Here is a 23,663-nt window from a genome sequence, read left to right on the forward strand (position 1 = left end):
CGCAGACTCGGTGCCACTCGATCCGTCCTACGGCCACTCCAACGCCCACGACCACTCCCACGACCTCGACCCACCCGTTCTGTAGGTAATTGCGGTTGCCATGGCCACCGCAATTACCTACAGAACGTCTTGGGGCTGTGCCGAGCGTGGGCTGTGCCGAGGAGCTCAGCCGTCGATTCGTACCGCGAACCGTCCTGAGATCCACCGCGCCGCCAGCGTGAACACCATCACGATCAGGATGAGCGTCAACGCCGCACCCCAGGCCATCGCCTCGCCGCCCGGCTGGGTGGCGTTGCCGAAGATCTGCGCCGACAGGGTCGTGTTCTGGCCGAACAGCGAGAAGTTGGTGGCGGTCACCACCCCAACGGTGAACAGGATCGGGGCGGTTTCACCCGCGGCACGGGCGATGGCCAGCATCGATCCCGAGGTGATTCCAGGCGTCGCCGCCGGCACGACGACACCGAGCGTGGTCTTCCACTTCGGGGCGCCGAGCGCAGCGGAGGCCTGTCGCAACGAGTCGGGGACGAGGCGCAGCATCTCCTCGGTCGAACGAACGACCACCGGCAACATGAGACAGGCCAGCGCCAAACCACCCGCGAGCCCAGAACGGCCCCGCTCCTCGAAGGTCAGCACCCACACCGTGTAGATGAAAATGCCCATCACGACCGATGGCACACCCGTCATCACATCGGTGAAGAAGCGGATGATCGAGGCCGAACGGCTCTTGCCGCCGTACTCGTTCAGATACACCGCGGCGAGAATCCCCAGGGGAATCGCCAACAGCGCGGCCACGCCGGTCGTGATCAGCGTTCCGACGATGGCTGGGGCCATTCCGTACACGACCTCGACCTCGCGAACCGTTCCGGTGTTACCGAAGGCTTCCTGAGCCTCCTGCGATGCCAGCGCGCCCGACGCGATGTTCGACGGGATGTCCTTGGTCCACCAGTCGACGGTGGCGACCATCGAGGTCCCTTTCACGATCAGCACGCCGAGCACCAACAGCAGCGGGATCGACGCCACGACAAGGGAGGCGATCATCCACGACGTGGCCAGGCGCTCCGACCAGCGACGGCGGGGCGACAAGGTGCTGGCGAGCGGGTTGGGTCCGGACGACTCGCCCGATTCGGGAGACGGAAACGGAACGACCGGTGCGGTGGTGGGCATCAGCGTGCACCCTTCGTGCGAGCGTCGACCCGGCGCACCAGGAGACGAGCGGAGATGTTGATGAGGATCGTGAGGAGGAACAACCCGACGCCGAGCCCGATGAGGGCGGAGCGGTAGGTACCCGATGCCTCGTTCAGGTTGCGGGCGATGATCGAGGGCATCGCGTCGCCCTGGCTGAACAGGTTGGCGGTGATCTGAGGGCTGGCGCCGATGACGAGCGCTACCGCGATCGTTTCGCCCATCGCCCGGCCGAGGCCCAACATGACGGCGCCGACCATGCCGCCGGTGGAGTGGGGAAACACGACCCCGCGAATCATCTCCCAACGTGTGGCCCCGAGTGCGAGCGCGCCGTTCTTTTCGTTGATCGGCACGGTGCTCAGCACCTCACGCACGATCGAGGTGATGATCGGCACAATCATGATTCCGACGATGAGACCGGCGGTCATGAAGCTCTGACCGGACAGGCTCGGGCCGAAGATCGACCTCAGGACGGGCACGCCCGCAACCGCGTCGGCCACCGCGTTGTAGAAATCCTTGAGGTAGGGCCGCAGCATCAGGAAACCCCACAGCCCGAACACGACCGAGGGTACGGCGGCCAACACGTCCATGATCCCGGTGATCCATGAACGGACCTTGCGTGGAGCCACTTCGGTGATGAACAACGCGATACCGATCGACAGCGGCACCGCGACGACGAGCGCGATGGCGGACACCACGAGGGTTCCGTAGACGATCGATGCGGCGCCGAATCGTCCGCGGCTCGGCGCCCATTCATCGCGGAAGAAGTAGCCGAACCCCTCGGCCTGAAATGCCGGCCACGACTTCACGGTCGTCGAGATGGCGATCGCCGCAAGGATCACGAGCACGAGGTAGCCCGCCGCCATCGCTGCCGCGCTGAAGAGTTTGTCGGGTCGGTGGTCGTTGCGGTCGCCGACCAGGTCGGTGTGGTCGATTGGTCTGATCGCGAGATCGGTCACGGGCGGTCCTCTGAGCTGGAGCGGATGACGTCGATGCGCTCGATGAGCGCCTGGCGAATGGATTCGGGCACCGCCGCGTACCCGAGGGTGGGTGCGATGAGTTGCCCTTCGGTCAGGAGGTAATTGAGGTAGCCGCGCAGCGCGTCGGCCGTCGACTCGCTGCGCTGACGGGCGGCGACGATCACCCAGGTCGGTGCGGTGATCGGATAGGCCTCATCGCCGGGAGCGTTCAGCGGGTCGTAGAGAAACTCGTCGTCAAAGGTGGACGACTCGATGGCGGCCCGGGCATTCGGAAGCTTCGGCGGCACATAGTTGCCGGCCCGGTTGCGAACGAGTGCCCGCTGGAGCCGTGCGGCGACCGAGTCGGACAGATCGACGTAGCCGATCGCCCCGGACGTGCTGGCGATGAGCGAACTCATTCCGCTCGACTTTTCCGCACCCTGGGTCGCCGCCGGCCACTCCAACGATTCTCCGGTGCCGAGGCGCCACACGTTCGCAGCGGCGTCGTCGAGATACGAGGAGAAGTTCTTCGTCGTGCCCGAGCCGTCCGAACGTCGAACCACGGCGATACGCAGGTCGGGTAACTCGACGCCGGGATTCTCCTCGGCGATCCGGCGGTCGTTCCAGACGGCGATGTCGCCCTGGAAGATCCGGGCGATCGTGTCGGGTCCGAGTCGAAGCTCCGGCACCTCAGCGAGGTTGTAGGAAACCGTGATCGGCGCGGCGACGACCGGGAAATACAACACCTCGTCGCGAAAATCCGCCCGTTCCTCGGCCTTGATCGCACTGTCGGTTCCGGCGAACTGAACGGTGCGAGCCGCCAGGTCGGCCTTGCCCGCCGAGGATCCGGACTTGGTGTAATTGACCGTCACGTTGCGGGCGACCCGACGGAACTCGCCGCTCACCGCCTGCTGGAGCGGATCCTGGAACGAGGAACCTGAACCGTTCAGCGTTCCGGTCAGCGTCCGATAGTCGATGTCGAGGCCGTCGAGTTCGGACACGAACCGCTCATCGCCGGAGGTGTCGGTGAGGCCACAGGCCGTGGCGGTGATCGAAATCAACATGACACTCGCGACGAGTCGCAGGAAGCGGTCGGGGATTCGCAACGGTCCAGCTCCTGGTGGAGGGCGGGGGTACGTGGCGAATCTACGAAGCGCGGCATGCGACAGGAAACCTCGGAGGTGAACATCAGGTGAACGGGACGGGAACACTCGGTGGTCGACACCTCATCACCGGGTGTCGCCCCGCCGTGTCGAGCGGGAGGAGTGCTGCGACACGTGCGGGGCGAAGCCTGGGACATGGGCCGGACCAGTCGAACAGACTCGGCGACGTCTGGTCAGCCGACGGTGATCTGGTCGAGTTGGGCGATGGCCCGTTCCTGGAGGTCGCCGGGAAGCGCCGCGTATCCGACGGTCGGGGCAAGCGTTTGGCCTTCGGTCAGGAAGTAGTTGAGGTAGCCGCGCAGCGCATCGGCGACCGCCTGGCTCGGCTGGTTCACGTAGACGAGCACCCACGTCGGAGCGGTGATCGGGTAGGAATCCTCCCCCTCGGCGTTCAGCGGGTCATAGGTGAGGTCATCCGCGATCTCTGCACCTTCGAGTGCGGCCGAGGCGTTCGGCAGGTTCGCCTCGACGAAGTTGCCGGTGCTGTTACGGACCAATGCTCGCTGCAACTTGGCCGACACCGAATCGGCGAGGTCCACATATCCGATGGCACCTGCGGTGGAGCCGATGAGCGAGGACACGCCGCTCGACTTCTCGGCCCCCATCGTGGAGGTCGACCATTCCACGGTGTCGCCCGAGTCGAGCGTCCACACGTCGGGGGCCGCCTTCTTCAGGAACTTCGTGAAGTTGTTGGTCGTGCCGGCGCCATCCGAGCGACGCACCACGGCGATCGGCGTCGAAGGCAGGTCGGCGTCGGGGTTCTCATCGGCGATGGCCGGGTCGTCCCACGACGTCACCTCGGTCTGGAAGATTCGGGCGATCAGTTCGGGGCTCAGGTTCAGCGTCTCGACCTCGGGGAGGTTGTAGGAGACAGTGATGGGCGCCGCGGTGATCGGGAAGTACAGGAAGTCGCCTGCCATCTTCTTCGCCTCTTCCGGCTTCACCAGGGAGTCGGAGCCGGCGAACTGCACGGTGTTGCCGGCAAGGTCGGCCTTTCCTGCGGAGGATCCTGACTTGGCGTAGTTCACCGTGAGGTTCGAGGCCACACTCTTGAACTCGCCGATGACGGCCTGCTGAAGCGGATCGGGGAACGAGGCGCCCGAACCGTTGAGGGTGCCGCTCAACGAGGCGTAGTCGATATCGATTCCGGTGGCCTCGGTCGTGGTGGTTGCGTCACCGGAGGGGGTGTCGGTCGACGCGTCGTCGCTCGAATCGCTCCCACAGGCGGTGGCGGTGAGCCCGACGATCGCGGCGATGGCGATCGGAAGGGCGACGGACGTACGGGGGGTTCTCAACGTTCAGCCTCCTGGCTGGGTGTCTGGGGTACCTGCGGCAAGCTACGAGTGCCCGGTGACATCGCCGTGCAGCGCAGGTGAATGCACGGCAAACGTCGCGCCAACTTTGGATTCGGGGCGACGATGGAGGCGCGGCTGGCGAGTCGGTGTCAGGATCTGGTCATGTTGGAGTTGCACGAGATCTCCGATCGCCTCGAGCTGATCGATCTGATGGTCCGCTACGCGCATTGCGTCGACACCCGCGACTGGCAGGGGTTTCGCGAGTTGTTCGCGCCCGATGCCCGCATCGACTACACCGCCATGGGCGGTGTCGCCGGCGGAGTCGATGAAGTCGCCGACTGGTTGGAAGCCACCCTCGCCGCATTCCCGGCGTTTCAGCACCTGGTGTCGAACCCGATGCTGCACATCGATGGCGACACCGCCACCGGGCGAACGATGTGTTTCAACCCGATGGCCGTCAACGCCGCCTCACCCGGAGACCACAACGTGTTCTTCTGTGGGCTCTGGTACGTCGATACCTTCGTTCGCACCGAGCGCGGATGGAGGATCGCCTCGCGCACCGAAGACAAGAGCTTCACCTACAACATGTCCGGAGCATTTCGATGAGATTCAGTTACGCCGAGTCGCTGTGCGACGTCACCCACTACGTCTCACTCGCTCAGGCCGCCGAGGAGGCCGGATGGCATTCGATGGTCGTGCCCGACTCGGTCGCCTACCCCCGCGACTCCGACTCGAAGTACCCCTACAACGGCACCGGCGAACGCGAGTTTCTCGACGACCAGCCCTTCATCGAGCCGTTCGTCCTGATCCCGACACTCGCTGCGGTGACCGAGCGCATCAAGTTCGCGACCTTCGTGTTGAAGTTGGCCATCCGCCAACCGGTGATCGTCGCCAAGCAGGCCACCTCCACCGCGGTGTTGTCGAACAACCGCCTCACGCTCGGGGTCGGGCTGTCGCCGTGGCCAGAGGATTTCACGATCACGCAGTCGCAATGGAGGGCCCGCGGCAGACGCATGGACGAGATGATCGACATCGTCTCCGGACTGTGCCGGCCCTCTGCCGACGAAGGGTCACCCAGCACCGACTTCTTCGAGTACTCCGGTTCGTTCTATGAAATCCCCGCCATCAAGATGTGTCCGGCGCCGACCCGCAAGGTTCCAATCCTGATCGGCGGCCAAAGCGACGCCGCGTTGAAGCGGGCGGCGCGCGTGGGCGACGGCTGGATGCACGCAGGAATGGGTGACGGCTCCGACCTCGGCGAGCAGATCGCGACCCTGTCTCGGTATCGCACCGAGTTCGGGCGCTGCGACGAGCCCTTCGAGATTCACGTCATCAGCCTCGACGCCTACTCCGTCGACGGGGTGAAACGTCTTGAGGATCTCGGGGTCACCGATGTGATCGTCGGCTTCCGCGACCCCTATTCGATGCCCGACACTCCCCTTCAACCGAAACTCGACGCCTTGCGACGCTTCGCCGACCAGGTCATCGCCAAGGTTTGAGCGCGTCCGGCCGGCGCAGCGCGCGTCTACGGGTGTGTGGGCACCGCGGGTCGTGCACGTTCGGAGAAGTTGTTGTTGCGATCCATCGCATGCACAAAGGCGCTGGACACGCGCTCGGTATCGACGGTGTAGGAGGTCGTGTCGGCGGGCAGCCACTTCTCCGCTCCATCGATGTTCAGCCAGTAACCCGACAGGCCGGACGCTCCGACCGCAGGAAGGTCCTCGACCCCATCCCAACTGAGCGTCACCTCGTAGCCGGTTGCGGTCTCGGCGCCGTAGGTCAGCTGGACGTTTGCCGGTGCCGGAGGGGCGACGTCGTCTCCCCCACCGATCGTGCGCGATGCGGGCCCGGCGTAGTTGCCGGCGCGGTCGATTCCCCGCACGTGGTAGGTGGTCGGCCCGTCGACGACGTGTGGATCGAACCACGTGGTCGTGTCGGCCGGAACATAACCCAGGTACACATCGTCGCGATGAATCAGGTATCCCGACAGACCCGAGTCGTCGTCGTTGGTCGCCGACCACGACAGCGATACGCCGGTGTCGGTCGGGGTGACGAGAAACGTGGTTGGGGGAATCGGCGCAGCCGTGTCGGAGCGGTACGCATCGATGAGCAACGTCGCAGGCAACCCGGACCGGTTGTCGATGTCGACCCCGCGAACCTCGAAGCGGCGAATCCCGGGGGCAACCCCGGCGACCTTCGTGGTGGTCTCGGTCTTCGGAACCCACTTCACGAACTTCCAGTCGACGTGCACCAGGTATCCGGCGAGTTGTTTCCCACTCGATGACTCGTCGTCGAGTGCGTTCCACGTCACCTCGACGCTGCGGTCGGCGGCTGCGGTCACCCTCAGTCCGGTGACCCTGGCCGGCAACCCCGTCGAGGTCGCCTCAGCCGTCGATGGCTCGGTCGCATCGACCGGTCGATCCCCGGTGTGGACACCACCGCCGAACGCGCTGAGCGCGATGACGATGGCGCCGACACCTGCAGCGCCACGCGCGAACACCCGCGTTCGGTTCGTGGATCTGCCCAGCATGGCCATGCTCCCTCGTCGGTGTTCGATTCGCCGTGCCGCCCCACCCCAGCAGGGTCGGCCTTGACGAAATGTCACCGGGATCGTGACACAGACCGATGCATCTGGCTAGTGCGAAGTGGACATCTACCCGCTCAGGTCGTGGGCCCGCATTCGCCGGAGGCCATCCGAGCGCTGCAAGCGACGCCCATCTCCCTCCGTCACGGGCTCCGTCGCAGGTTCCGTCGCAGGCTCCGTCGCAGGTTCCGTCACAGGGCGGGTTTGGCGTCCGCCCACTCGCGAAGCACGTTCTTGGCGACCTTGCCGAGCAGTGCCTCGGGGAACTCCTCGACGAAGTAGACCGCGCGCGGCACCTTGAAATCGGCCAGATTCTCCCGGCACGCGGCGATGATCGCCGCTTCGAACTCGGCGTCCTCGGGCGCCCCGGCGCCCTTGATCACGAACGCGACCGCAACCTGGTCGAGCATCTCGTGCGACTTGCCGACCACTGCGACATCGGCCATCGGCCCGGCGGTGCGACACACGTCTTCGACCTCTCGGGCCGACACGTTCTCGCCACCGACCTTGAGGGCGTCCTTGTCGCGATCGCGATAGAAGAGGTTCCCGTCCTCGCCGAGCATCACGAGGTCGCCGGTCTGCAGCCAACCGTCGGAGGTGAAGGCCTTCGCGTTGGCCTCGTCGTTGCGGTAGTACTCGAGGAACAGTTGAATCCCCCGGGTGCCACGCAGCCAGATCTCACCGATCTCGCCCGGTTTCACGAGTTCCTTGGTGTCGGGGTCGACGACGACCATCTCGTAGCCGGGACACGGCTTGCCCATCGCCATGTCGGGGTAGTGCTCCCACTTGTTCGACACGACCGCGTGGGTGACGGTTTCGGTCATGCCGTAGGCGGCGACGACGCGCATGCCGAGCCAGGCGTCGAGCATCGGCATGATGAGGCCGAACACGCCGACCTTAACGCTGTGTTCGGGCACGGGCTGCTCGGCGACGGCCTTGAACACGAACGGGATCAGCGAGATGTGGGTGACCTCGTGCTTCAGGATGACCTCCCAGAAGCGGCTCGCTGAGAACTTCGGCTGCAACACCACGGTGCCGCCGACGCCGAGCGTCGTCCAGGTCGCCCAGCTCTGGCTGTTCACGTGGAAGAACGGCAGGTAGGCGAGGTAGACATCGCCGGTGTCCATGTCGATGTTGCGCGGGCCGACCTTGGCCTGCCACAGCGCGTTGCCGTGGGTGTGCACGACGGCCTTGGGCTTGGAGGTCGTGCCGGAGGTGAACAACACGCCGGCCGGGCGCAGCGCGTCGGGTTCGAGGCGGGGCGCTGCGGGAAGATCGTGGTCGATCAGGTCGGCGAAGGGGATCGTCTCGCGGTCGATCGGCGCCTCGGTGGCCGCTTCGCCGGAGTTGTCCTCGGTGAGCACGATGAACCCGATGTCGGGCACGGCCTGTTGTACGAGCGCGGCGAACTGCGGCTGGGTGATGGCGCCGACGCAGCTCGTGTGGGTGGCGAAGTAGTTGACCTCGGCCGCAACCGAGCGGGTGTTAGTCGTCACACCGACGGCGCCGATGCGGGCACACGCGTACCAGGCGATGACCATCTCGGGGCTGTTCTCGGAATGGATGAGGAGGTGATCTCCCTCACCGACACCCCTGGCCGACAGCGCGGCCGCGACCTTTTCCACCTCGTCGACGAAGCGGCGATACGTCCAGCGGACCTCCTCACCCGAGCGGGGCTCCCAGATCAGGAAGTCGTTGTCGGGCGTGTTGGTCGCCCAGTGATCGAGCAGCCACGGAATGTCTTGTCCGTGGAACTGAAACCGGTCGATCGCGGCCTGATCCATCGCTGCCTGATCCATCAAAGAGCCCCCTTCGGCGTGTGGCCCTACAGCATGCCAAAGCCGCCGAGGCAGCGCATCATCGAACGTTCGTTCAGGCGCCGGGTCAGGCGCCGCGGCCGACCAATTCAAAGCGGTAGTCGGCGGCGGTCACCTCGGCAGTGAGGTAGCGCCCGCCGTCGACTCGGTGCTCGGTCACCTCACCCAGACCCTCGGTATCGATCTGCACGGCACCACCGTCGCGATGCCACACCACCAACGTTGCGCCAGGCGTCGCAGTGCGCCCCCGCACGAGCAGCGCTCCGCCATCGATGTCGCTTCGCAGCTCGACGATGGTGCCGGGAGCCGCCCGCGGGAACGACCGTCCGACAATGCTCAGGAATTCCTCGTTGGGACCGAGGGGCTCGTTGCCGGGGCAGCCCAGCAGGTTCAGATGCACCTCAGTTTCGGCATCGGCGACGACCGCACCGTTCTCCCACTGCACCGAATGTGGATCGCCACACGACTGGCGCCACTGCCACCACGCTCCACCCCACCGGTGCGCGTCCTCATCCGCGGCGTAACGCCGGCCGACCGCCAAGGTGTCGGGTTCGACGTCCCAGAACCCGTACTCGCCGCCCCAACTCGCCACCCCGAGTGCGTCAGCCATCGCCTGGGTGGATTCGTTCAACGATTCGAGCGAAATGATGTGATTGATCGATTCCATGTAGTTGTGCACCGAAACCGCGGCGTTGGTCGTGCCACCCGCGAAGGTCGCCTCGGTGGGCACCACGATGCCGCGGCTCAGGTCACCTGCCGGGATCGCCGGCTCGACGAAGACGATGTGCTCGAACGGGGCGCCGGCCTCGCGTTCGGCCGTGCGGATCGACTCGATCGTCTGCGCCATGAACTCGTCGTAGACCGGCTGCAATTCGGCGGCGGGGCGGGATACCTCGGGTTCGTTCAACAGGTCGTAGCCGGCGACCGCGGCGTTGCCGGCAAAACGCTCGGCGACCGCTGCCCACGCTGCGACGAAGTGGTCGCGGGTGCCATCGGTGTTGTCGTAGAAGTGATTCCACGCCGCCTCGACCGCTGGCGACGAATTCCGGTCGCCGTTGCGCAGACACGTCGACAGGCCGTCGGTGGTGACGGCCCAACCCGGCGCACCGTCCCAACCCTTCGCCGGGACCGTCCCCTCGGGGCATGTCGAGGGGTCCTCGGTCCACAGCGATGCGGTGAAGGCGTCCTGGTGCATGTCGACGACCGTGTAGATCCCCCGAGCTGCCGCCTCATCGACCGCCGCTTCGACCTCGTCGAGGTAGGCGTCGTCGAACTCCCCGCGTTCGGGTTCGATACGCGACCAACTCACGATCAACCGCACGACACTGAACCCGTTGGCCGCCATCAGATCCCAGTCGTCCGCGGTGACCTCGACGGTGGCATCGACCTCAGGCACCCCCTGCCAGTACTCGCCGAGCGAGTTCAGATTCGCCCCGCGCAACAACACGTCGCGGCCAGCGGTGTCGACGATGCGGGTGCCCGCCGTCTGAAGCGGCAACAACTCGAGCGGACCGCCCGCACCGACGAGATCGCCGTCGACCGGAACCGTCGTCACCGACGCGCTGTTGGTCGTCGATGCCCCGCCAGCGGCCTCATCAGCGCCGTCGGAGTCCGAACAGGAAGCGGACAACACCGCGACGAGAACGACCGCAGCCGTTCGTACAAGCGTCGTCGGTGTGGCGCCCCTCCTCATGGCGCCGAGACTACCGACCGACACCACCAACGAGCATCGCGATGGCGTCGTACGCACAATCGATCGATTCAGGTGCGTGCGTCGAGCGTGAGGAGCCGATCGAACGGGTCGCGGTGGATCATCGGCAACTGCCCGATTGCCCGTGCGAGCGCGGCCGTCAAGGCGAGCCCTGTGGCGCCGAGCGTACGGGGGCGTTTGGCTGACTCGCGAAGACCGACCGCCAGGAAGTCATTGACCACCGCTCCGATGCTGCGCCGCTCCTCGAACGCCCGCTGTCGGACGGCTTCGTAGAGATCATCGCGAAGGGTCAGCGTGGTGCGCGCGTGGACATCATCGCATCATCGCATCGCCCTCCTATGACTCGCAGTCGACGGAATGCCATCAGGGCTACGACCGGCGCTGAACCCCGGGCCCGGCCCGACACGCGAGACTGAAGCCATGGCACTGTCGATCGTCACCGCCAACGTCAACGGCATCCGCGCCGCGCTCAAGCGCGACATGGAGTCATGGGTCAGCGCCGCGGCCCCCGACATCATGGCGCTGCAGGAGGTCCGGGCCCCCGACGCGCTGGTTCGCGATGTCATAGAAGAACTGTGTGAGGGCGGGTGGCACGTCGTGCACAGCGAGGCCGCCGCGAAGGGACGCTCCGGTGTCGCCGTCGTGTCGCGGGTACCGATCGTCGGAACCACCGACGCCGAAGCCGCAGGATTCTCGGCACGGTTCTGGGACCAGGGCCGCTGGGTCGAGGCCGAGTTCGCGACCGCGGAGGGTACGCCCCTGTCGGTCATCTCCTCCTACGTCCACACCGGCGACGCGGAGGACGAGGGCCGCATGGAGGAGAAGTTGGCGTTCTTCGACGAGGCCGTGCAGCGCATCGAGCATCTGCGCGACACCGGCCACCACGTCCTGTGGACCGGCGACCTGAACATCGCCCACGCCGAGGTCGACATCAAGAACTGGAAGGGCAACCTGAAGAAGGCCGGCTTCTTGCCGGTTGAGCGCGAGCGGATGAGCGACCTGTTCGGCAATCGCGGCTGGGTCGACCTCGGCCGACGCTTCGGCGGTGAGGGTCCCGGTCCGTATTCGTGGTGGTCATGGCGCGGCCAGGCCTTCGACAACGACGCCGGCTGGCGCATCGACTACCTCATCGCATCCGACGGACTGGCCGAGACCGCGAAGGACGTCGTCGTCGGGCGGGCCGAGAGCTACGCCGCGCGCTGGAGCGACCACGCGCCGGTGCTCGGCACCTTCGACCTGCCTGTTCTCCGATAACCAGTGGTCGTGATCACGACCACTGGTTATCGGGAAACGGGTCAGTAGGCGGGTGAGACCCCAGCGGGTCAGGCGTTTTTGGGAAGTTCGGAGAACTTCGCCGTCTTGTCGTTGTTGGCTTCTTTGGGCAGGCCGAGCACACGCTCGCCGATGATGTTGCGCTGGATCTGATCGGTGCCGCCGTAGATGGGCGGGCCCTGGGCCCACAGCGCCTGATAGAGCAACCCGGGGAGCAGCGGGTTGCCCGTCGCCGCGACGATGGCATCCTGGGCGGCTCCGCCCTTGTACGAGTGCAGCATTCCCTGCGGGCCGACGATCTGCAGGCTGAGGTCGCGGCCGAGTCGCATCGAATCCGACATCGACAACTTGCCGATGTTCGCCATGCCGGGGATGTCGCGACCGACGGCTCGCGCTGCCTTCGACCGAAGGCCATTGAAACGCCCGAGTTCGTTGAGGACGTGCAGCTTCACCAGGCCCTGACGGATGTGTGGGTCGGTGTTGGTGCCGTTGCCCTTGGCGACATCGATCAACAACTTGGCGGCACCCACCGGCTCGCCCGGCTTGGTGAACTTCTTTTCCTTCTTGGGTTCGACCTTGCGGGCGAAGTCACCGGCGCGTTTGGGGAGGTTGCCCACGACCGTGCCGGGAGCGGCACCACCGCCGCCGCCCGAACCTCCCGTGCCGAGGCCGGCGCGCTCGTTCATCAGCGTGGTGTTGGTCACCGCCCAGCCATTGTTCAACTCGCCGATCAGCGCCGAGGCAGGAACGACCGCATCGGTGAGAAACACCTCGTTGAACAGCGCATGGCCGGTCATCTCCACGAGCGGACGAACCTCGACCCCTGGCTGGTGCATGTCGCAGGCGAACCACGAGATTCCCTGATGCTTGGGCACTTCGGGGTTCGTGCGGGCGATCAACATGCCGAGGTCGCCTTCGTGGCCAAAGGTCGTCCAGACCTTCTGTCCGTTGACGATGTATTCCTCACCGTCGAGTTCGGCCTTGCAGGTCAGCCCCGCCAGGTCACTGCCGGCACCGGGCTCGGAGAACAGCTGACACCACGCCTTTTGGCCCGTGACGATGTCGCGCACATACAGGTCGATCTGTTCCTGAGTGCCGTGGGTGGCGATGGTTGGCGCTGCGAGGAGCAACCCGAGCCCGGCGGGCGCGCCCAACGCTCCGAACTCAGCGATGGTCTGGCCGACCCGCACCGCATCGTTGCGCGATACCCCCTTGCCGTACGCGTTGGTCGGCAGGTTCGGCGCCGACCATCCGGCGAGACCGAGAAGCTCCCACCACTGCGCGACGGTCAGGTCGGGATCCCAGTTCTCCTCAAGCCATGTCTTGAGCTCATCGATGAGCTCGTCGGCGACCACGTTCGATCCTTCTGACACACGTCCCCCTGATCGGTCGAATGATTTGGAAACATTGTTTCACCTGGCGGGCCGACTCGCCACTCATGTCACGAGTCTCATGACACCGGGTCGCGGCGTCGGGTCACCGCTCCGGGTCATGCTTCGTCGATGACCCGGTGATGCTCGCGCAGGAACTCCCACGCATCGCGGGTTCCGTCGAGTTGATCGGTCGTGTGCCCGACCTGGGCGGCGATGGATTTCGAAAACTCGCTGCTCGGCCAGGAATGACCGCCGTCGACCACGATCATGAACACGGTCTCCGCGCCCGCGGGACAGTCCCAGCGCCGTTCGATGATCTCGGTGTCGATCTGGGTATCGACAAATTCGGCCGAACAGCCGTTGTGCTTCGCCCACGACGCCAACGCTGCGGGATAGCCGGGTCCGTCGAGGTCGACCTCCACCTTGGTCTGGTCGGCCGCTCCGCCGGCGATCACCGCACCGACGTTTCCGACCCCTCCGTTGAACGGCAGCAGCGGATCCTGGGTGCCGTGAATCGCGTAGACCGGCATCGGCGTGGTCGACGGGCAGTCGTTATAGAACGCCGCGCCGGCGACCGGTGCCACCGCCGCGAATCGATCGGCGAGCAGGCACCCCACCGTCGAGGTCATCATCGCCCCGTTGCTCAACCCCGTGGCGTAGACCGAACCGAGATCGATGCAGTGATCGGCACCGAGTCGCTCGAGCAGATCGGTGACGAACTCGACATCCGCGTGGTCGGGGTTGAGTTCTCCACCGACGCCCGCCTTCCACGACGCGATGTCGCCGGTGCCCTGCGGGAACACGGCGAAGAACCCCTCCTGTTCGGCAAGTTCGCTGTACTGGCTCATCCGGGCGTGCACCTCAGCACCCTCGGCGAGCCCATGGAAATCGATGACCAACGCCCGCGGCTCCACCGACTCCGCCGCGGCGCTCGGCGTGGTGACGAGCGCGAAGCGTTCGACCCCTCCCGACGCCAGATCGATGCGGACCTCGCGTCCGGGGGTTTCGGGGGCGGCCGCCGCACAGCCGGGCGATTCCGCCACCCGAGCTTCGGCACCGTCGGTGTCGGCGTCGCCGGTGCCAGCCGTGGTCGTGACGGCGTTCTGAGCGTTGTCAGCGCCGCCGGGGTTGGCGCTGGACGAGTCGGAACCGCCGCACCCGGCAGCCACAAGTCCGAGTACCGCCACAATCGCCAGCGCACGCGCCGTCATCAAAGCCGCCGTCGTAGGTGTCCTTCGCATACCGACGTTGTAATCGAAGTGGGCAATACTTGCCGGATGATCGCGGAACTCACCCCGGCCGGACTGTCGCTGAGCGTCCCTGACTCCCCACTGTCGATCGGGCCCGGCCGGCCCGCGATCGACGTCACCGTCGGTGGCCGTCGCAGCGAGTGGGTGGCCGAGAAGGTGACGTCGACCGGGGCCGATACCGCGTTCGCGAAACACCCGCTCGGGCTTCGCGTCGAGTGGCAGTGGAACCGCATCGACGACCTCGGGGCGACGCCGGCGGTCGAGCTGAGCGCCCGCATCACACACGACGGCACCGTTCCGGTCGCGCTCGAACGGTTCGCGTTGTTCGAAACCAGGTCGCTCACGATCGGCGACAACCGCAAGCGCTGGCGCACGTACCGCAACGGCTACCAGTCGTGGGCGGCGACCCACACCGTCGGCGTCAGCGAACGCGACGTCGACGTGCTGACGACGGTCGGCCGCCGCGGGGTGACCGACGCCAAACATCCGGCCCCAAACACCCCTGGCCACGTTCGCTCCGACTGGATCTCGGCGACGGTCGAACCGGTCAGCGGCCATGGCGTCGCCGCCGCGTTCACCACGATGAGCGATGCGTTCGGATTCATCGAACTCAACCACCATGCCGGGCGTGCGCCGGTGTGGAGCGCGTGGGTCGACCTCGATGGCACGATGCTCGCCCCCGGGCAGGCGACCCCGTGGTTCCGGGTCGTCATCGCCGCCGATGAGGCCGAGGGTTCCTCCGCCGACGAACTGTTGCGCTCGGTGGCCGTGCTCGCCGGCGACGCGATGGAGGCCCGCTCGGTCGATGCCCCACATCCCGCGGGCTGGTGCTCGTGGTACTACTACTTCACCAAGGTCACCGAGGACGACGTGCGGGCGAACCTCGCAGTGCTGGCCCCCGAAGGGCGAGGCGGCGACACCTTCGGCTGTGAGTACGTGATGATCGACGATGGCCATCAGCGCGCCATCGGCGACTGGCTGCACACCAACGACAAGTTCCCCTCGGGCATGGCGGCGCTGGCGACCGACATTCGCGAGGCCGGATTCGATGCCGGCATCTGGTGGGCGCCGTTCATCTGCGGCGCGCGTTCCGAGGTGGCGCTGCGTCATCCCGAGTGGCTGGTGCGCAACGAGCGCGGCCGCCCGATCGTGGCCCTGGTCAATCCGGGTTGGGGCACCGAGAACCCGATGTTCGCGCTCGACACCACCAACCCCGAGGTGCTCGAACACCTCCGCGGTGTCGCTTCGACGATCGGAGTCGACTGGGGTTACCGAATCCAGAAGCTCGACTTCCTGTTCGCGGCGTCCCTTCCGGGCGTTCGCTACGACGCGTCGGCCACCCGCGCCCAGTCGTTGCGGCGCGGGCTCGAGGCGATCCGCGAAGGAGCGGGCGACGACGGGTTTCTCCTGGGGTGCGGATGCCCGTTGGGCCCGGCGGTGGGCGTGGTCGACGCCATGCGCATCGGAGCAGATGTCACCCCGTCGTGGACGACCGCGGTCGGGCGGTTCCTGGGCCGCAGCCGCCACGGACTCGCCACGGTCCACGCGCTGCGCAACACCATCTCCAGGTCGGTGTTCGATCGGGCGTGGTTCCTCAACGACCCGGACTGTCTCATGGTGCGGGCGAGCGACACCACCCTGTCCGAAGCCGAAGTTCGCACCATGTGCACGGTGTTCGGCCTGACCGACGGCATGATCGTGTTGTCCGACGACCTCACAACCGTGCCCGAGCATCGACGGGCGTTGATCCGCCGCACCCTCGAACTCACGGGGGGCAACCATTTCGTCGCCGACCTGTTCGAGGTGGCGGACCCCCAGGTGATCGTCAGCGTTCACCCGGACCGCGTCGATGTCGGCATCGTCAACCTCGGCGATGAGCCCCGCCCGGGACGCATCGAGGTCGACCGACTCGGTGTCGCTGCGTTGATCGGCTCCGACGCCCCGACCGAGGCGACCGAGTTCTGGAGCGGCCGGCGCCTTGGAGTTCACCGGGGTGTGATCGACGCCGGCACCATCGAGCCGCACGGTTCGGTCGTGTTCCGGTTCGAGACCAGCCGATAGCGCGGCCTGCCGAGGTCGCGAGTCACCCGGTCGCGGCCATAGCCAAGACCTATCAGCGACATAGGAACAAACGATTGAGTCTGACTATCGTCAGGCCCTTGGAGCGGCAATAATGACTATCGAGTTTCCAACCGCTTCAACCAAGAGGTAATCCCATGGCTTTGGTCAACACCGAAATCCTTCCCTTCACCGCCACCGCCTACCACAACGGCGAATTCGTCGAGGTCTCCGACGAGACCCTCAAGGGCGGCTGGTCGATCGTGTTCTTCTACCCCGCCGATTTCACCTTCGTCTGCCCGACCGAGCTCGGCGACCTCGCCGACAACTACGAGACCTTCAAGTCCCTCGGCGTCGAGGTGTACTCGGTGTCCACCGACACCCACTTCACCCACAAGGCGTGGCACGACACCTCCGACACCATCGGCAAGATCCAGTACCCGATGATCGGCGACCCGACCCTCGCCATCTCCACCAACTTCCAGGTCCTTCGCGAGAACCAGGGCCTCGCCGACCGCGGCACCTTCCTCGTCGACCCCGACGGCGTCATCCAGTTCTTCGAAGTCACCGCCGAGGGCATCGGCCGTAACGCAGCCGAGCTCATCCGCAAGGTGAAGGCCGCCCAGTACGTGCGCAACCACCCGGGCGAGGTCTGCCCCGCCAAGTGGGAAGAGGGCGAAGCAACCCTCGCGCCGTCGCTCGACCTCGTCGGCAAGATCTGACCCGGTCGCTCCCAAGCGAGTGATCGATGAGGTGTGGGCGGGCACGCGCCCGCCCACACCTTCACCACCCCCCACCGTCCGACCGGCGGGCACGCGCCCGCTACAGGCACCACGCGTAGATCCGGAGAATTCCCATGCTCGATGCACCACTCGCTGACCAACTCAAGACCCTGCTCGAACGCATCACCCAGCCGATCGAGCTGGCCGCCTCCCTCGACGACTCCCCGAAGTCGACCGAGCTGGCCGAACTTCTCACCCAGATCGCGTCGTTCAGCGACAAGATCACCTACGTCCGCTCCGATGACGACGAGCGGCGCCCCTCGTTCGCCATCAACCGCGTCGGCACCGACGTCTCCGTACGCTTCGCCGGCATTCCACTCGGCCACGAGTTCACCTCGCTCGCCCTCGCACTCATCCAGGTCGGGGGCCACCCCTCGACGGTGGACGAAGAGGTGCTCGAGCAGGTCCGCAACCTCGAGGGCGAGTACTTCTTCGAGACCTACCTGTCGCTCAGCTGCCAGAACTGCCCCGAGGTGGTCCAGGCGCTCAACGTGATGAGCGTGGTCAACCCGAACATCCACCACATCGCCATCGACGGCGCGCTGTTCCAAGACGAGGTCGAGGCCCGCCAGGTCATGGCCGTGCCGAACGTGTTTCTCAACGGCGAGCCGTTCGACCAGGGCCGCATGACGATCGAGCAGATCGTCAACAAGCTCGACACCGGCGCCGCAGCCCGGGAGGCCGAAAAGATCGATGCCAAGTCGCCCTTCGACGTGCTCGTCGTCGGCGGAGGCCCCGCCGGAGCGGCCGCCTCCATCTACGCGGCCCGCAAGGGAATCCGCACCGGTGTGGCCGCCGAGCGTTTCGGCGGTCAGGTGCTCGACACCATGGCCATCGAGAACTTCATCTCGGTGCCCTACACCGAAGGCCCCAAGCTCGCCGCAGGCCTCGAACAACACGTGCGCGACTACGACGTCGACATCATGAACCTGCAACGCGCCGCCAAGATCATCCCCGGCTCCGACGAGGGCGATCTCGTCACCGTCGAGCTCGAAAGCGGGGCGACCCTGCGCAGCCGTACCGTCATCTTGTCCACCGGTGCCCGCTGGCGTTCGATGGGCGTGCCCGGCGAGCAGGAGTACCGCAACAAGGGCGTCACCTACTGCCCCCACTGCGACGGTCCGCTGTTCAAGGGCAAGCGCGTCGCCGTCATCGGCGGTGGCAACTCGGGCATCGAGGCCGCGATCGACCTCGCCGGGGTCGTCGCGCATGTCACCGTCATCGAGTTCGACGGTCAACTTCGCGCCGATGAGGTGTTGCAGCGCAAGCTCCGCAGCATGGGCAACGTCGACATCATCGTCAGCGCGCTGAGCACCGAGGTGCTCGGCGACGGCGAGAAGGTGACCGGCATCGTCTACACCGACCGCACGACCGATGAGTCCCACACCATCGAACTCGACGGCATCTTCGTACAGATCGGCCTGTTGCCGAACACCGAGTTCCTCGAGGGCACCGTCGAGTTGTCCAAGCGGGGCGAGATCGTCATCAATGATCGTGGCGAGACCAACGTGGCCGGGGTGTTCGCCGCCGGCGACTGCACGACGGTTCCGTACAAGCAGATCGTCATCGCCATGGGCGCCGGGGCCACCGCGTCGCTCAGCGCCTTCGACTATCTCATCCGCACCCCCGCACCGGCCTCGGTCTCGACGGCCTCAGTGGCCTCGGCTCCGGCCTCGGCCTGACGCCGTCGGCCTGACGTCAACCGATCGGTCGCCGCTACCAGGAGGAGGCCCGCGATGAACCTGCGAGATCTTCGATACCTGGTGGCGGTCGCCGATCATCACCATTTCGGCAGGGCGGCCGAGGCGTGCTTCGTGAGCCAGCCGACCCTGTCGACCCAGATCAAGAAGCTCGAAGCCGAACTCGGCGTCGAGTTGATCGAACGAACGCCGCGACAGGCGTTGTTGACCGCCCCGGGCGAGCGGGTCGTCGAACGGGCCCGCATCGTCCTGGCGGAAGCCGACAGCATCCGCCGCATCGCCCAACAGGCGAACGACCCCGAATCGGGAACCGTGCGGATGGGCCTGTTCCCCACGATCGCCCCGTACGTGCTGCCTCACGTGGTGGGGAACCTGCGCACGAAGTTCCCGAAACTCGAACTCCTCCTCGTCGAGGAAAAGACCGAGGTCATCGTCGAGCGCTTGCGCGAAGGGAACCTCGACATCGGTGTGCTGGCGCTGCCGATCGCTGATTTCGGGTTTTTGAGCGCACCGCTGTTTCGCGAGGACTTCGTGTTGGCCGTGCCGAAAGGGCACCACCTCGCATCGGCTCCCCAGCCGCTCAAGCTCGAGGCGATCGCGAAAGAGAACGTGTTGTTGCTCGAAGAGGGCCACTGCCTGCGCCAACAGGCGCTGTCGGTGTGCCAACTCGCCGGAGCGGGCGAACGAAGCGAGTTTCGAGCCACCAGCCTCGAGACGCTGCGCCAAATGGTCGCCGCCGGGGTCGGGGTGACGCTGTTGCCCGAACTCGCGGTGCAACCTCCGGTGCCGATGTCGCCCGACATCGAGATCCTGCGCTTCGCCGACCCGGCACCCTCGCGCGAACTTGCGATGTTCTGGCGAGACACCTCGATCTACGCGTCGCTGTATCCGCGTCTCGCCGAGGTCATGCGCGACCTGCCCGAGGGGCTCGTCGAACCGATCACCTGACAACGCCGGGCGCACCCACGTGTCCCAAACGGCGCCACGCCCTACAGGGCGGCGACGTGCGGCAGCACCTCTGCGGCGATCAGTCGCAGATGGTCGAGGTCGTCGAGGTCGAGCAGTTGCAGGTAGACGCGCTGCGCACCCGCGGCACCCCACCGGGCGAGCTGTTCGATGGCCTCCGCCGGCGTGCCGCAGATGCCGTTGAGTTTCAACTCCTCCACCTCGCGACCGATCGCCTCGGCGCGTCGGCGAATTTCGGCATCATCGCTGCCGATACATACGACGAGCGCCGCAGAGGTGACCAAGGAGGACGGATCGCGACCGATGGCCTCACACGCCGCCAATACTCGACCCCGTGTTGGGGCGTAGTCGTCGAAGGGCAGGAACGGCGCGTTCCACTCGCTTGCATAGCGGGCGGCCAGGCGCGGCGTTCGCACCATGCCCGCGCCGCCCATAACGATCGGCAAGCCAGGCCGTTGCACCGGCTTGGGCAGCGCCGGCGACTCGGTGAGCGTGTAATGACGCCCGGTGAAGCTGAAGGTGTCGGGCGCCGACCACAGTCCGCTCACGATCTCCAACTGTTCGCCGAGCAGGTCGAACCGGTCGCCGACCGCCGGCGGATAGGGGATCCCGTAGGCGTGGTGTTCGGCGTCGAACCAGCCGGTGCCAAGGCCGAGTTCGACCCTGCCACCGCTCATCGCATCGACTTGGGCAACCGTGATCGCCAGGATTCCCGGGTGGCGAAACGTCACCGGCGACACGAGGGTCCCGAGTCGAATCGTCGAGGTCTCACGTGCGAGACCGGCGAGGGTCACCCAGGCGTCGGTGGGCCCGGGAAGCGGAGAGCCCGGACCCATCCGCAGATAGTGATCCGACCGGAAGAACGCATCGAAACCCGACGCTTCGGCGAGCCGAGCAGCGCTCAACAGCTGGTCATAGGACGCACCCTGCTGGGGTTCGGTGAAGACTCTCAACAGCATGGCCCGAGCCTACGACGCGCGCTAGGGGTGCCCCGCATGACACAATGTCCCCCGCTGGACATGTGTCCAGTCTCGTGACATCCCAGGGGGGAATATGCGCCGTTTCGCTTCGGCTCTCTTGGTCGTCGCCGCGCTGCTCGCGACATCGTGCGCTGCCGACGACGACAATCAGGCCGTCAGTACCGACACGACCGTCGCAACCGGCGACACCGACAGCCCGACCGGCGACACCGTCAAGTTCGGCACGCTCGACAGCCCGTGTGGTGAAGCACCCGACGGCAAGGTCGCAACCGTGAAGGCCGAAGATGCCGGCCGAGGAACGGACAAGTTGTACATCGGCGTCGCCAACGACCGGGCCTCGATCCGTGCCGGGCTGCTTCAGGAGTTGTGGGAGACCACGACCGCGTTCGTGAGCTGGTGCAACGATCAGGGCGGCATCAACGGCCTTCCGCTCGAAGCCATCGACCTCGACGGCAAGCTCTTCGAGATCGAAGGAGCGATGGCCACGGCCTGCACCGACACCTTCGCCCTCGTCGGCGGCGGTTGGGCCCAAGACAACCTGATGTTCACCGGCAAGGACGGCTCCGATTTCCACAAGTGCGGCTTGATCGCCTTCCCCGGATTCGCCGCATCGCCGGAATTCGCCGGAGCGACCGACATCGTCAACGTCGGCCCCAACCCGCCGAATCGCCAACCGACGGCCTCGCTCGACGCCCTCGCCCAGGCGTTTCCGGGCGAGACATCGAATCTGGCCATCCTGTTCCCCGATCTCGATTCTCTTCGTACCCGAGCGGCCCAGACCATCGCGACCGCCGAGCAGGTCGACGGCTTCGACCAGTTCCACCAGATCGCCTACAGCCCGGTGAGCCAGGACTGGGGGGTGCTCGCCCAGCAGGTTCTTGCAAGCGGCGCGACCTCGGTCTTCGCAATCGGCGAACCGGCCACCCTTTCGTTGTTGAATCAAGCGCTTCGCGATCAGAACTTCGAAGGTCCGATCGCGACGGAGATCAACGTCTATGACCAGCGCACGATCGACTCCGCAGGACCCGAGGCCGCCGAAGGCATCACCGTGGCGATGCGCAGCTACTTCGGTCCGTTCGAGGAGGCCGACCAGTATCCGGTCACCCGGCAACTCATCGACATCTTGGATGAGTACTCGCCGAACTGGACCCGCGCCTCGCTCGTCGCCAACTCGTGGTCGGCCAACCTGTTGTTCGCCACGACGGCCAAGGCCTGCGCGCAAGAGGGTGAGATCAGCCGGGTCTGCATGCTGCAAAAGGGCCAGGCGGTGGACGACTGGGACACCGGAGGGCTCGGTCTCCCCGTGAATATCGCCGAGGACACCGCATCGTTGTGTTCGATCCTGATGCAGGTGCGCGACGGCAAGTTCCAGCGGCTCTACCCCGAAAAGGGCGGTGCCGATGCCGAGAACATGGGCATGCACTGCGGCGAACTCGTCGATATCGAAGGCGACTTCGGTGCCGGCAACCGGGAGTCGTCGATTCTCGACAATTAGCGGCGGGTTCGATACCCCGGCCACCGCTCTCGGTGGCCGGGGTATTGGCCGGGGGATCGGCCGGTAGGATTCGCCCGTGACTGCTCCTCGTGCGGCACCGGCGTTCCGGAGCGATTTTGAGCCTCGCTACGGCGAGGTCGAACGGGTCGCCCCCGGCATTCGACGAATCCTGGCGCACAACCCGTCGAAGTACAGCGCCTGGGGCACGGGCACCTACTTCATCGGCGGCGACCTCGCCGGGGGCGGACCGGGCGGACCCGTCGCCATCATCGACCCCGGACCTGACCTCGACAGTCACCACCGTGCACTCGACGCGGCGCTCGAGGGCGAGGAAGTCGCCGCCATCCTCGTCACCCACACCCACGCCGATCACTCCCCCGCGTCGGCTCGCCTCGCAGAACTCACCGGGGCGATTCGCTACGGCTACGGACCACATCCAGCCGCCGCGATTCCGGCCGCACGCGACGAAGCCGAGCCGGATGAGGACGGCGCTGATGAAGAGTCTGGCTCCTACGATGCCGAGTTCGTCCCAGACGTGACACTGCGCGACGGCGACGTGATCGGAGCCGACCTGCATCCGGGGGCCGACTGGCGCTTTGTGGCGATCCACACGCCCGGACACATCTCGAATCACCTCTGCTTCGCGGAGACCACACGCAACGTACTGTTCAGCGGCGACCACGTCATGGGGTGGTCCACCACCGTCATCTCGCCGCCGGATGGGCGCATCGACGACTACCTGCGCAGCCTCCGCCTGCTACTCGACCGAGACGAACGCACCTACTACCCGACCCATGGGCCGGCGATCACCGATCCCGTGCCGTTCGTGCGTTCGCTGCTCGACCACCGTCTCGAACGCGAACGCGAGATCCTCGCGTTGATCCAACGCAACGGGACCCGATCCATCGATGAGTTGGTCGCCGAGATGTACGCGTCGGTGCGACCCGAACTCCACGCACCCGCCGCCCGATCGGTGGAGGCCCACCTCATCAAGCTCCTCGACGACGCCGTGGTGGAACTCATCGATGACCGATTCCGGCTTTCCGCGCAGCGTTCGCCTTCGGTTTGAGCGTGTG

20 protein-coding genes are annotated in these 23,663 nt (G+C 66.1%); 9 read left to right on the forward strand and 11 right to left on the reverse strand.

Annotation, left to right across the window (positions count from 1 at the left end):
- Positions 1–165: 165 nt before the first annotated feature.
- The 4 genes from pstA to pstS (M9952_15670) form a co-directional block, all read right to left on the reverse strand.
- Positions 166–1,164, reverse strand: a complete 999-nt coding sequence (pstA, locus tag M9952_15655) for a phosphate ABC transporter permease PstA (protein ID MCO5314357.1) — start codon at positions 1,162–1,164, stop codon at positions 166–168.
- The gene (pstC, locus tag M9952_15660) at positions 1,164–2,141 is read right to left on the reverse strand and encodes a phosphate ABC transporter permease subunit PstC (protein ID MCO5314358.1); all 978 of its coding nucleotides are present in this window, start codon (positions 2,139–2,141) and stop codon (positions 1,164–1,166) included. Before pstC ends, pstA begins: the two co-directional genes overlap by 1 nt.
- Positions 2,138–3,247 (reverse strand): phosphate ABC transporter substrate-binding protein PstS, encoded by a 1,110-nt coding sequence (gene pstS / locus M9952_15665; GenBank protein MCO5314359.1) that lies wholly within the window; start codon positions 3,245–3,247, stop codon positions 2,138–2,140. Before pstS (M9952_15665) ends, pstC begins: the two co-directional genes overlap by 4 nt.
- Positions 3,248–3,477: 230 nt before the next feature.
- Positions 3,478–4,599 (reverse strand): phosphate ABC transporter substrate-binding protein PstS, encoded by a 1,122-nt coding sequence (pstS, locus tag M9952_15670; protein MCO5314360.1) that lies wholly within the window; start codon positions 4,597–4,599, stop codon positions 3,478–3,480.
- Positions 4,600–4,761: 162 nt separating this feature from the next.
- Here pstS (M9952_15670) and M9952_15675 point away from each other — a divergent pair, with 162 nt between their 5' ends.
- Complete coding sequence (locus tag M9952_15675) at positions 4,762–5,205, forward strand: nuclear transport factor 2 family protein (GenBank protein ID MCO5314361.1); 444 nt, start codon at positions 4,762–4,764, stop codon at positions 5,203–5,205.
- Positions 5,202–6,098, forward strand: a complete 897-nt coding sequence (locus tag M9952_15680; protein MCO5314362.1) for a TIGR03619 family F420-dependent LLM class oxidoreductase — start codon at positions 5,202–5,204, stop codon at positions 6,096–6,098. Before M9952_15675 ends, M9952_15680 begins: the two co-directional genes overlap by 4 nt.
- A gap of 26 nt (positions 6,099–6,124) precedes the next feature.
- Here the strand turns inward: M9952_15680 and M9952_15685 are convergent, their stop codons facing one another.
- The 4 genes from M9952_15685 to M9952_15700 all read right to left on the reverse strand — a co-directional run bounded on the left by M9952_15685 (position 6,125) and on the right by M9952_15700 (position 10,932).
- Positions 6,125–7,135 carry a fibronectin type III domain-containing protein gene (locus M9952_15685; protein MCO5314363.1) on the reverse strand — a complete coding sequence of 337 codons (1,011 nt, stop codon included), beginning with the start codon at positions 7,133–7,135 and terminating at the stop codon, positions 6,125–6,127.
- A 239-nt stretch (positions 7,136–7,374) separates the two neighbouring features.
- On the reverse strand, positions 7,375–8,982 hold the full coding sequence (locus M9952_15690; GenBank protein MCO5314364.1) for an acyl--CoA ligase: 1,608 nt from the start codon (positions 8,980–8,982) through the stop codon (positions 7,375–7,377).
- 85 nt (positions 8,983–9,067) lie between these two features.
- Positions 9,068–10,693 carry a glycoside hydrolase family 5 protein gene (locus tag M9952_15695; protein MCO5314365.1) on the reverse strand — a complete coding sequence of 542 codons (1,626 nt, stop codon included), beginning with the start codon at positions 10,691–10,693 and terminating at the stop codon, positions 9,068–9,070.
- A 68-nt stretch (positions 10,694–10,761) separates the two neighbouring features.
- Entirely contained in the window at positions 10,762–10,932 is a 171-nt protein-coding gene (locus M9952_15700) for a hypothetical protein (protein ID MCO5314366.1), read from the reverse strand.
- Between the two features lie 199 nt (positions 10,933–11,131).
- On the opposite strand from M9952_15700, the gene M9952_15705 reads away from it, so the two are divergent.
- Complete coding sequence (locus tag M9952_15705) at positions 11,132–11,965, forward strand: exodeoxyribonuclease III (GenBank protein ID MCO5314367.1); 834 nt, start codon at positions 11,132–11,134, stop codon at positions 11,963–11,965.
- 68 nt (positions 11,966–12,033) lie between these two features.
- Here the strand turns inward: M9952_15705 and M9952_15710 are convergent, their stop codons facing one another.
- Together M9952_15710 and M9952_15715 are read right to left on the reverse strand one after the other, a co-directional pair.
- The gene (locus M9952_15710) at positions 12,034–13,338 is read right to left on the reverse strand and encodes an acyl-CoA dehydrogenase family protein (GenBank protein MCO5314368.1); all 1,305 of its coding nucleotides are present in this window, start codon (positions 13,336–13,338) and stop codon (positions 12,034–12,036) included.
- A 134-nt stretch (positions 13,339–13,472) separates the two neighbouring features.
- Complete coding sequence (locus M9952_15715; protein MCO5314369.1) at positions 13,473–14,567, reverse strand: hypothetical protein; 1,095 nt, start codon at positions 14,565–14,567, stop codon at positions 13,473–13,475.
- A gap of 66 nt (positions 14,568–14,633) precedes the next feature.
- Between M9952_15715 and M9952_15720 the strand changes: the two genes are divergently transcribed.
- The 4 genes from M9952_15720 (at position 14,634) to M9952_15735 (ending at position 20,094) form a co-directional block, all read left to right on the forward strand.
- Positions 14,634–16,667, forward strand: a complete 2,034-nt coding sequence (locus M9952_15720) for an alpha-galactosidase (protein MCO5314370.1) — start codon at positions 14,634–14,636, stop codon at positions 16,665–16,667.
- Positions 16,668–16,822: 155 nt separating this feature from the next.
- Complete coding sequence (gene ahpC / locus M9952_15725) at positions 16,823–17,386, forward strand: alkyl hydroperoxide reductase subunit C (protein MCO5314371.1); 564 nt, start codon at positions 16,823–16,825, stop codon at positions 17,384–17,386.
- Between the two features lie 134 nt (positions 17,387–17,520).
- On the forward strand, positions 17,521–19,128 hold the full coding sequence (gene ahpF / locus M9952_15730; protein ID MCO5314372.1) for an alkyl hydroperoxide reductase subunit F: 1,608 nt from the start codon (positions 17,521–17,523) through the stop codon (positions 19,126–19,128).
- Between the two features lie 54 nt (positions 19,129–19,182).
- Positions 19,183–20,094, forward strand: coding sequence for a LysR substrate-binding domain-containing protein (locus M9952_15735; protein ID MCO5314373.1), 912 nt, complete (start codon positions 19,183–19,185; stop codon positions 20,092–20,094).
- Positions 20,095–20,135: 41 nt separating this feature from the next.
- On the opposite strand, the gene M9952_15740 is transcribed toward M9952_15735, so the two are convergent.
- Entirely contained in the window at positions 20,136–21,071 is a 936-nt protein-coding gene (locus M9952_15740; protein MCO5314374.1) for an LLM class F420-dependent oxidoreductase, read from the reverse strand.
- Positions 21,072–21,165: 94 nt separating this feature from the next.
- Between M9952_15740 and M9952_15745 the strand changes: the two genes are divergently transcribed.
- Both M9952_15745 and M9952_15750 read left to right on the forward strand, forming a co-directional pair.
- Positions 21,166–22,587, forward strand: a complete 1,422-nt coding sequence (locus M9952_15745) for an ABC transporter substrate-binding protein (protein ID MCO5314375.1) — start codon at positions 21,166–21,168, stop codon at positions 22,585–22,587.
- A gap of 76 nt (positions 22,588–22,663) precedes the next feature.
- The gene (locus M9952_15750; protein ID MCO5314376.1) at positions 22,664–23,656 is read left to right on the forward strand and encodes an MBL fold metallo-hydrolase; all 993 of its coding nucleotides are present in this window, start codon (positions 22,664–22,666) and stop codon (positions 23,654–23,656) included.
- Positions 23,657–23,663 lie beyond the last annotated feature (7 nt).

This window comes from Microthrixaceae bacterium (genome assembly GCA_023957975.1).
Lineage (GTDB): Bacteria > Actinomycetota > Acidimicrobiia > Acidimicrobiales > Microtrichaceae > JAMLGM01.

Excerpts from the sequence above, each read along its gene's own strand:
- pstA (MCO5314357.1), bottom strand. The coding sequence starts at position 1,164 with ATGCCCACCACCGCACCGGTCGTTCCGTTTCCGTCTCCCGAATCGGGC.
- M9952_15715 (MCO5314369.1), bottom strand. The coding sequence starts at position 14,567 with ATGACGGCGCGTGCGCTGGCGATTGTGGCGGTACTCGGACTTGTGGCT.
- M9952_15735 (MCO5314373.1), top strand. The coding sequence starts at position 19,183 with ATGAACCTGCGAGATCTTCGATACCTGGTGGCGGTCGCCGATCATCAC.
- M9952_15745 (MCO5314375.1), top strand. The coding sequence starts at position 21,166 with ATGCGCCGTTTCGCTTCGGCTCTCTTGGTCGTCGCCGCGCTGCTCGCG.
- M9952_15705 (MCO5314367.1), top strand. The coding sequence starts at position 11,132 with ATGGCACTGTCGATCGTCACCGCCAACGTCAACGGCATCCGCGCCGCG.
- ahpF (MCO5314372.1), top strand. The coding sequence starts at position 17,521 with ATGCTCGATGCACCACTCGCTGACCAACTCAAGACCCTGCTCGAACGC.
- M9952_15690 (MCO5314364.1), bottom strand. The coding sequence starts at position 8,982 with ATGGATCAGGCAGCGATGGATCAGGCCGCGATCGACCGGTTTCAGTTC.
- M9952_15675 (MCO5314361.1), top strand. The coding sequence starts at position 4,762 with ATGTTGGAGTTGCACGAGATCTCCGATCGCCTCGAGCTGATCGATCTG.
- M9952_15685 (MCO5314363.1), bottom strand. The coding sequence starts at position 7,135 with ATGGCCATGCTGGGCAGATCCACGAACCGAACGCGGGTGTTCGCGCGT.
- M9952_15695 (MCO5314365.1), bottom strand. The coding sequence starts at position 10,693 with ATGAGGAGGGGCGCCACACCGACGACGCTTGTACGAACGGCTGCGGTC.
- M9952_15680 (MCO5314362.1), top strand. The coding sequence starts at position 5,202 with ATGAGATTCAGTTACGCCGAGTCGCTGTGCGACGTCACCCACTACGTC.
- ahpC (MCO5314371.1), top strand. The coding sequence starts at position 16,823 with ATGGCTTTGGTCAACACCGAAATCCTTCCCTTCACCGCCACCGCCTAC.
- M9952_15720 (MCO5314370.1), top strand. The coding sequence starts at position 14,634 with ATGATCGCGGAACTCACCCCGGCCGGACTGTCGCTGAGCGTCCCTGAC.
- M9952_15740 (MCO5314374.1), bottom strand. The coding sequence starts at position 21,071 with ATGCTGTTGAGAGTCTTCACCGAACCCCAGCAGGGTGCGTCCTATGAC.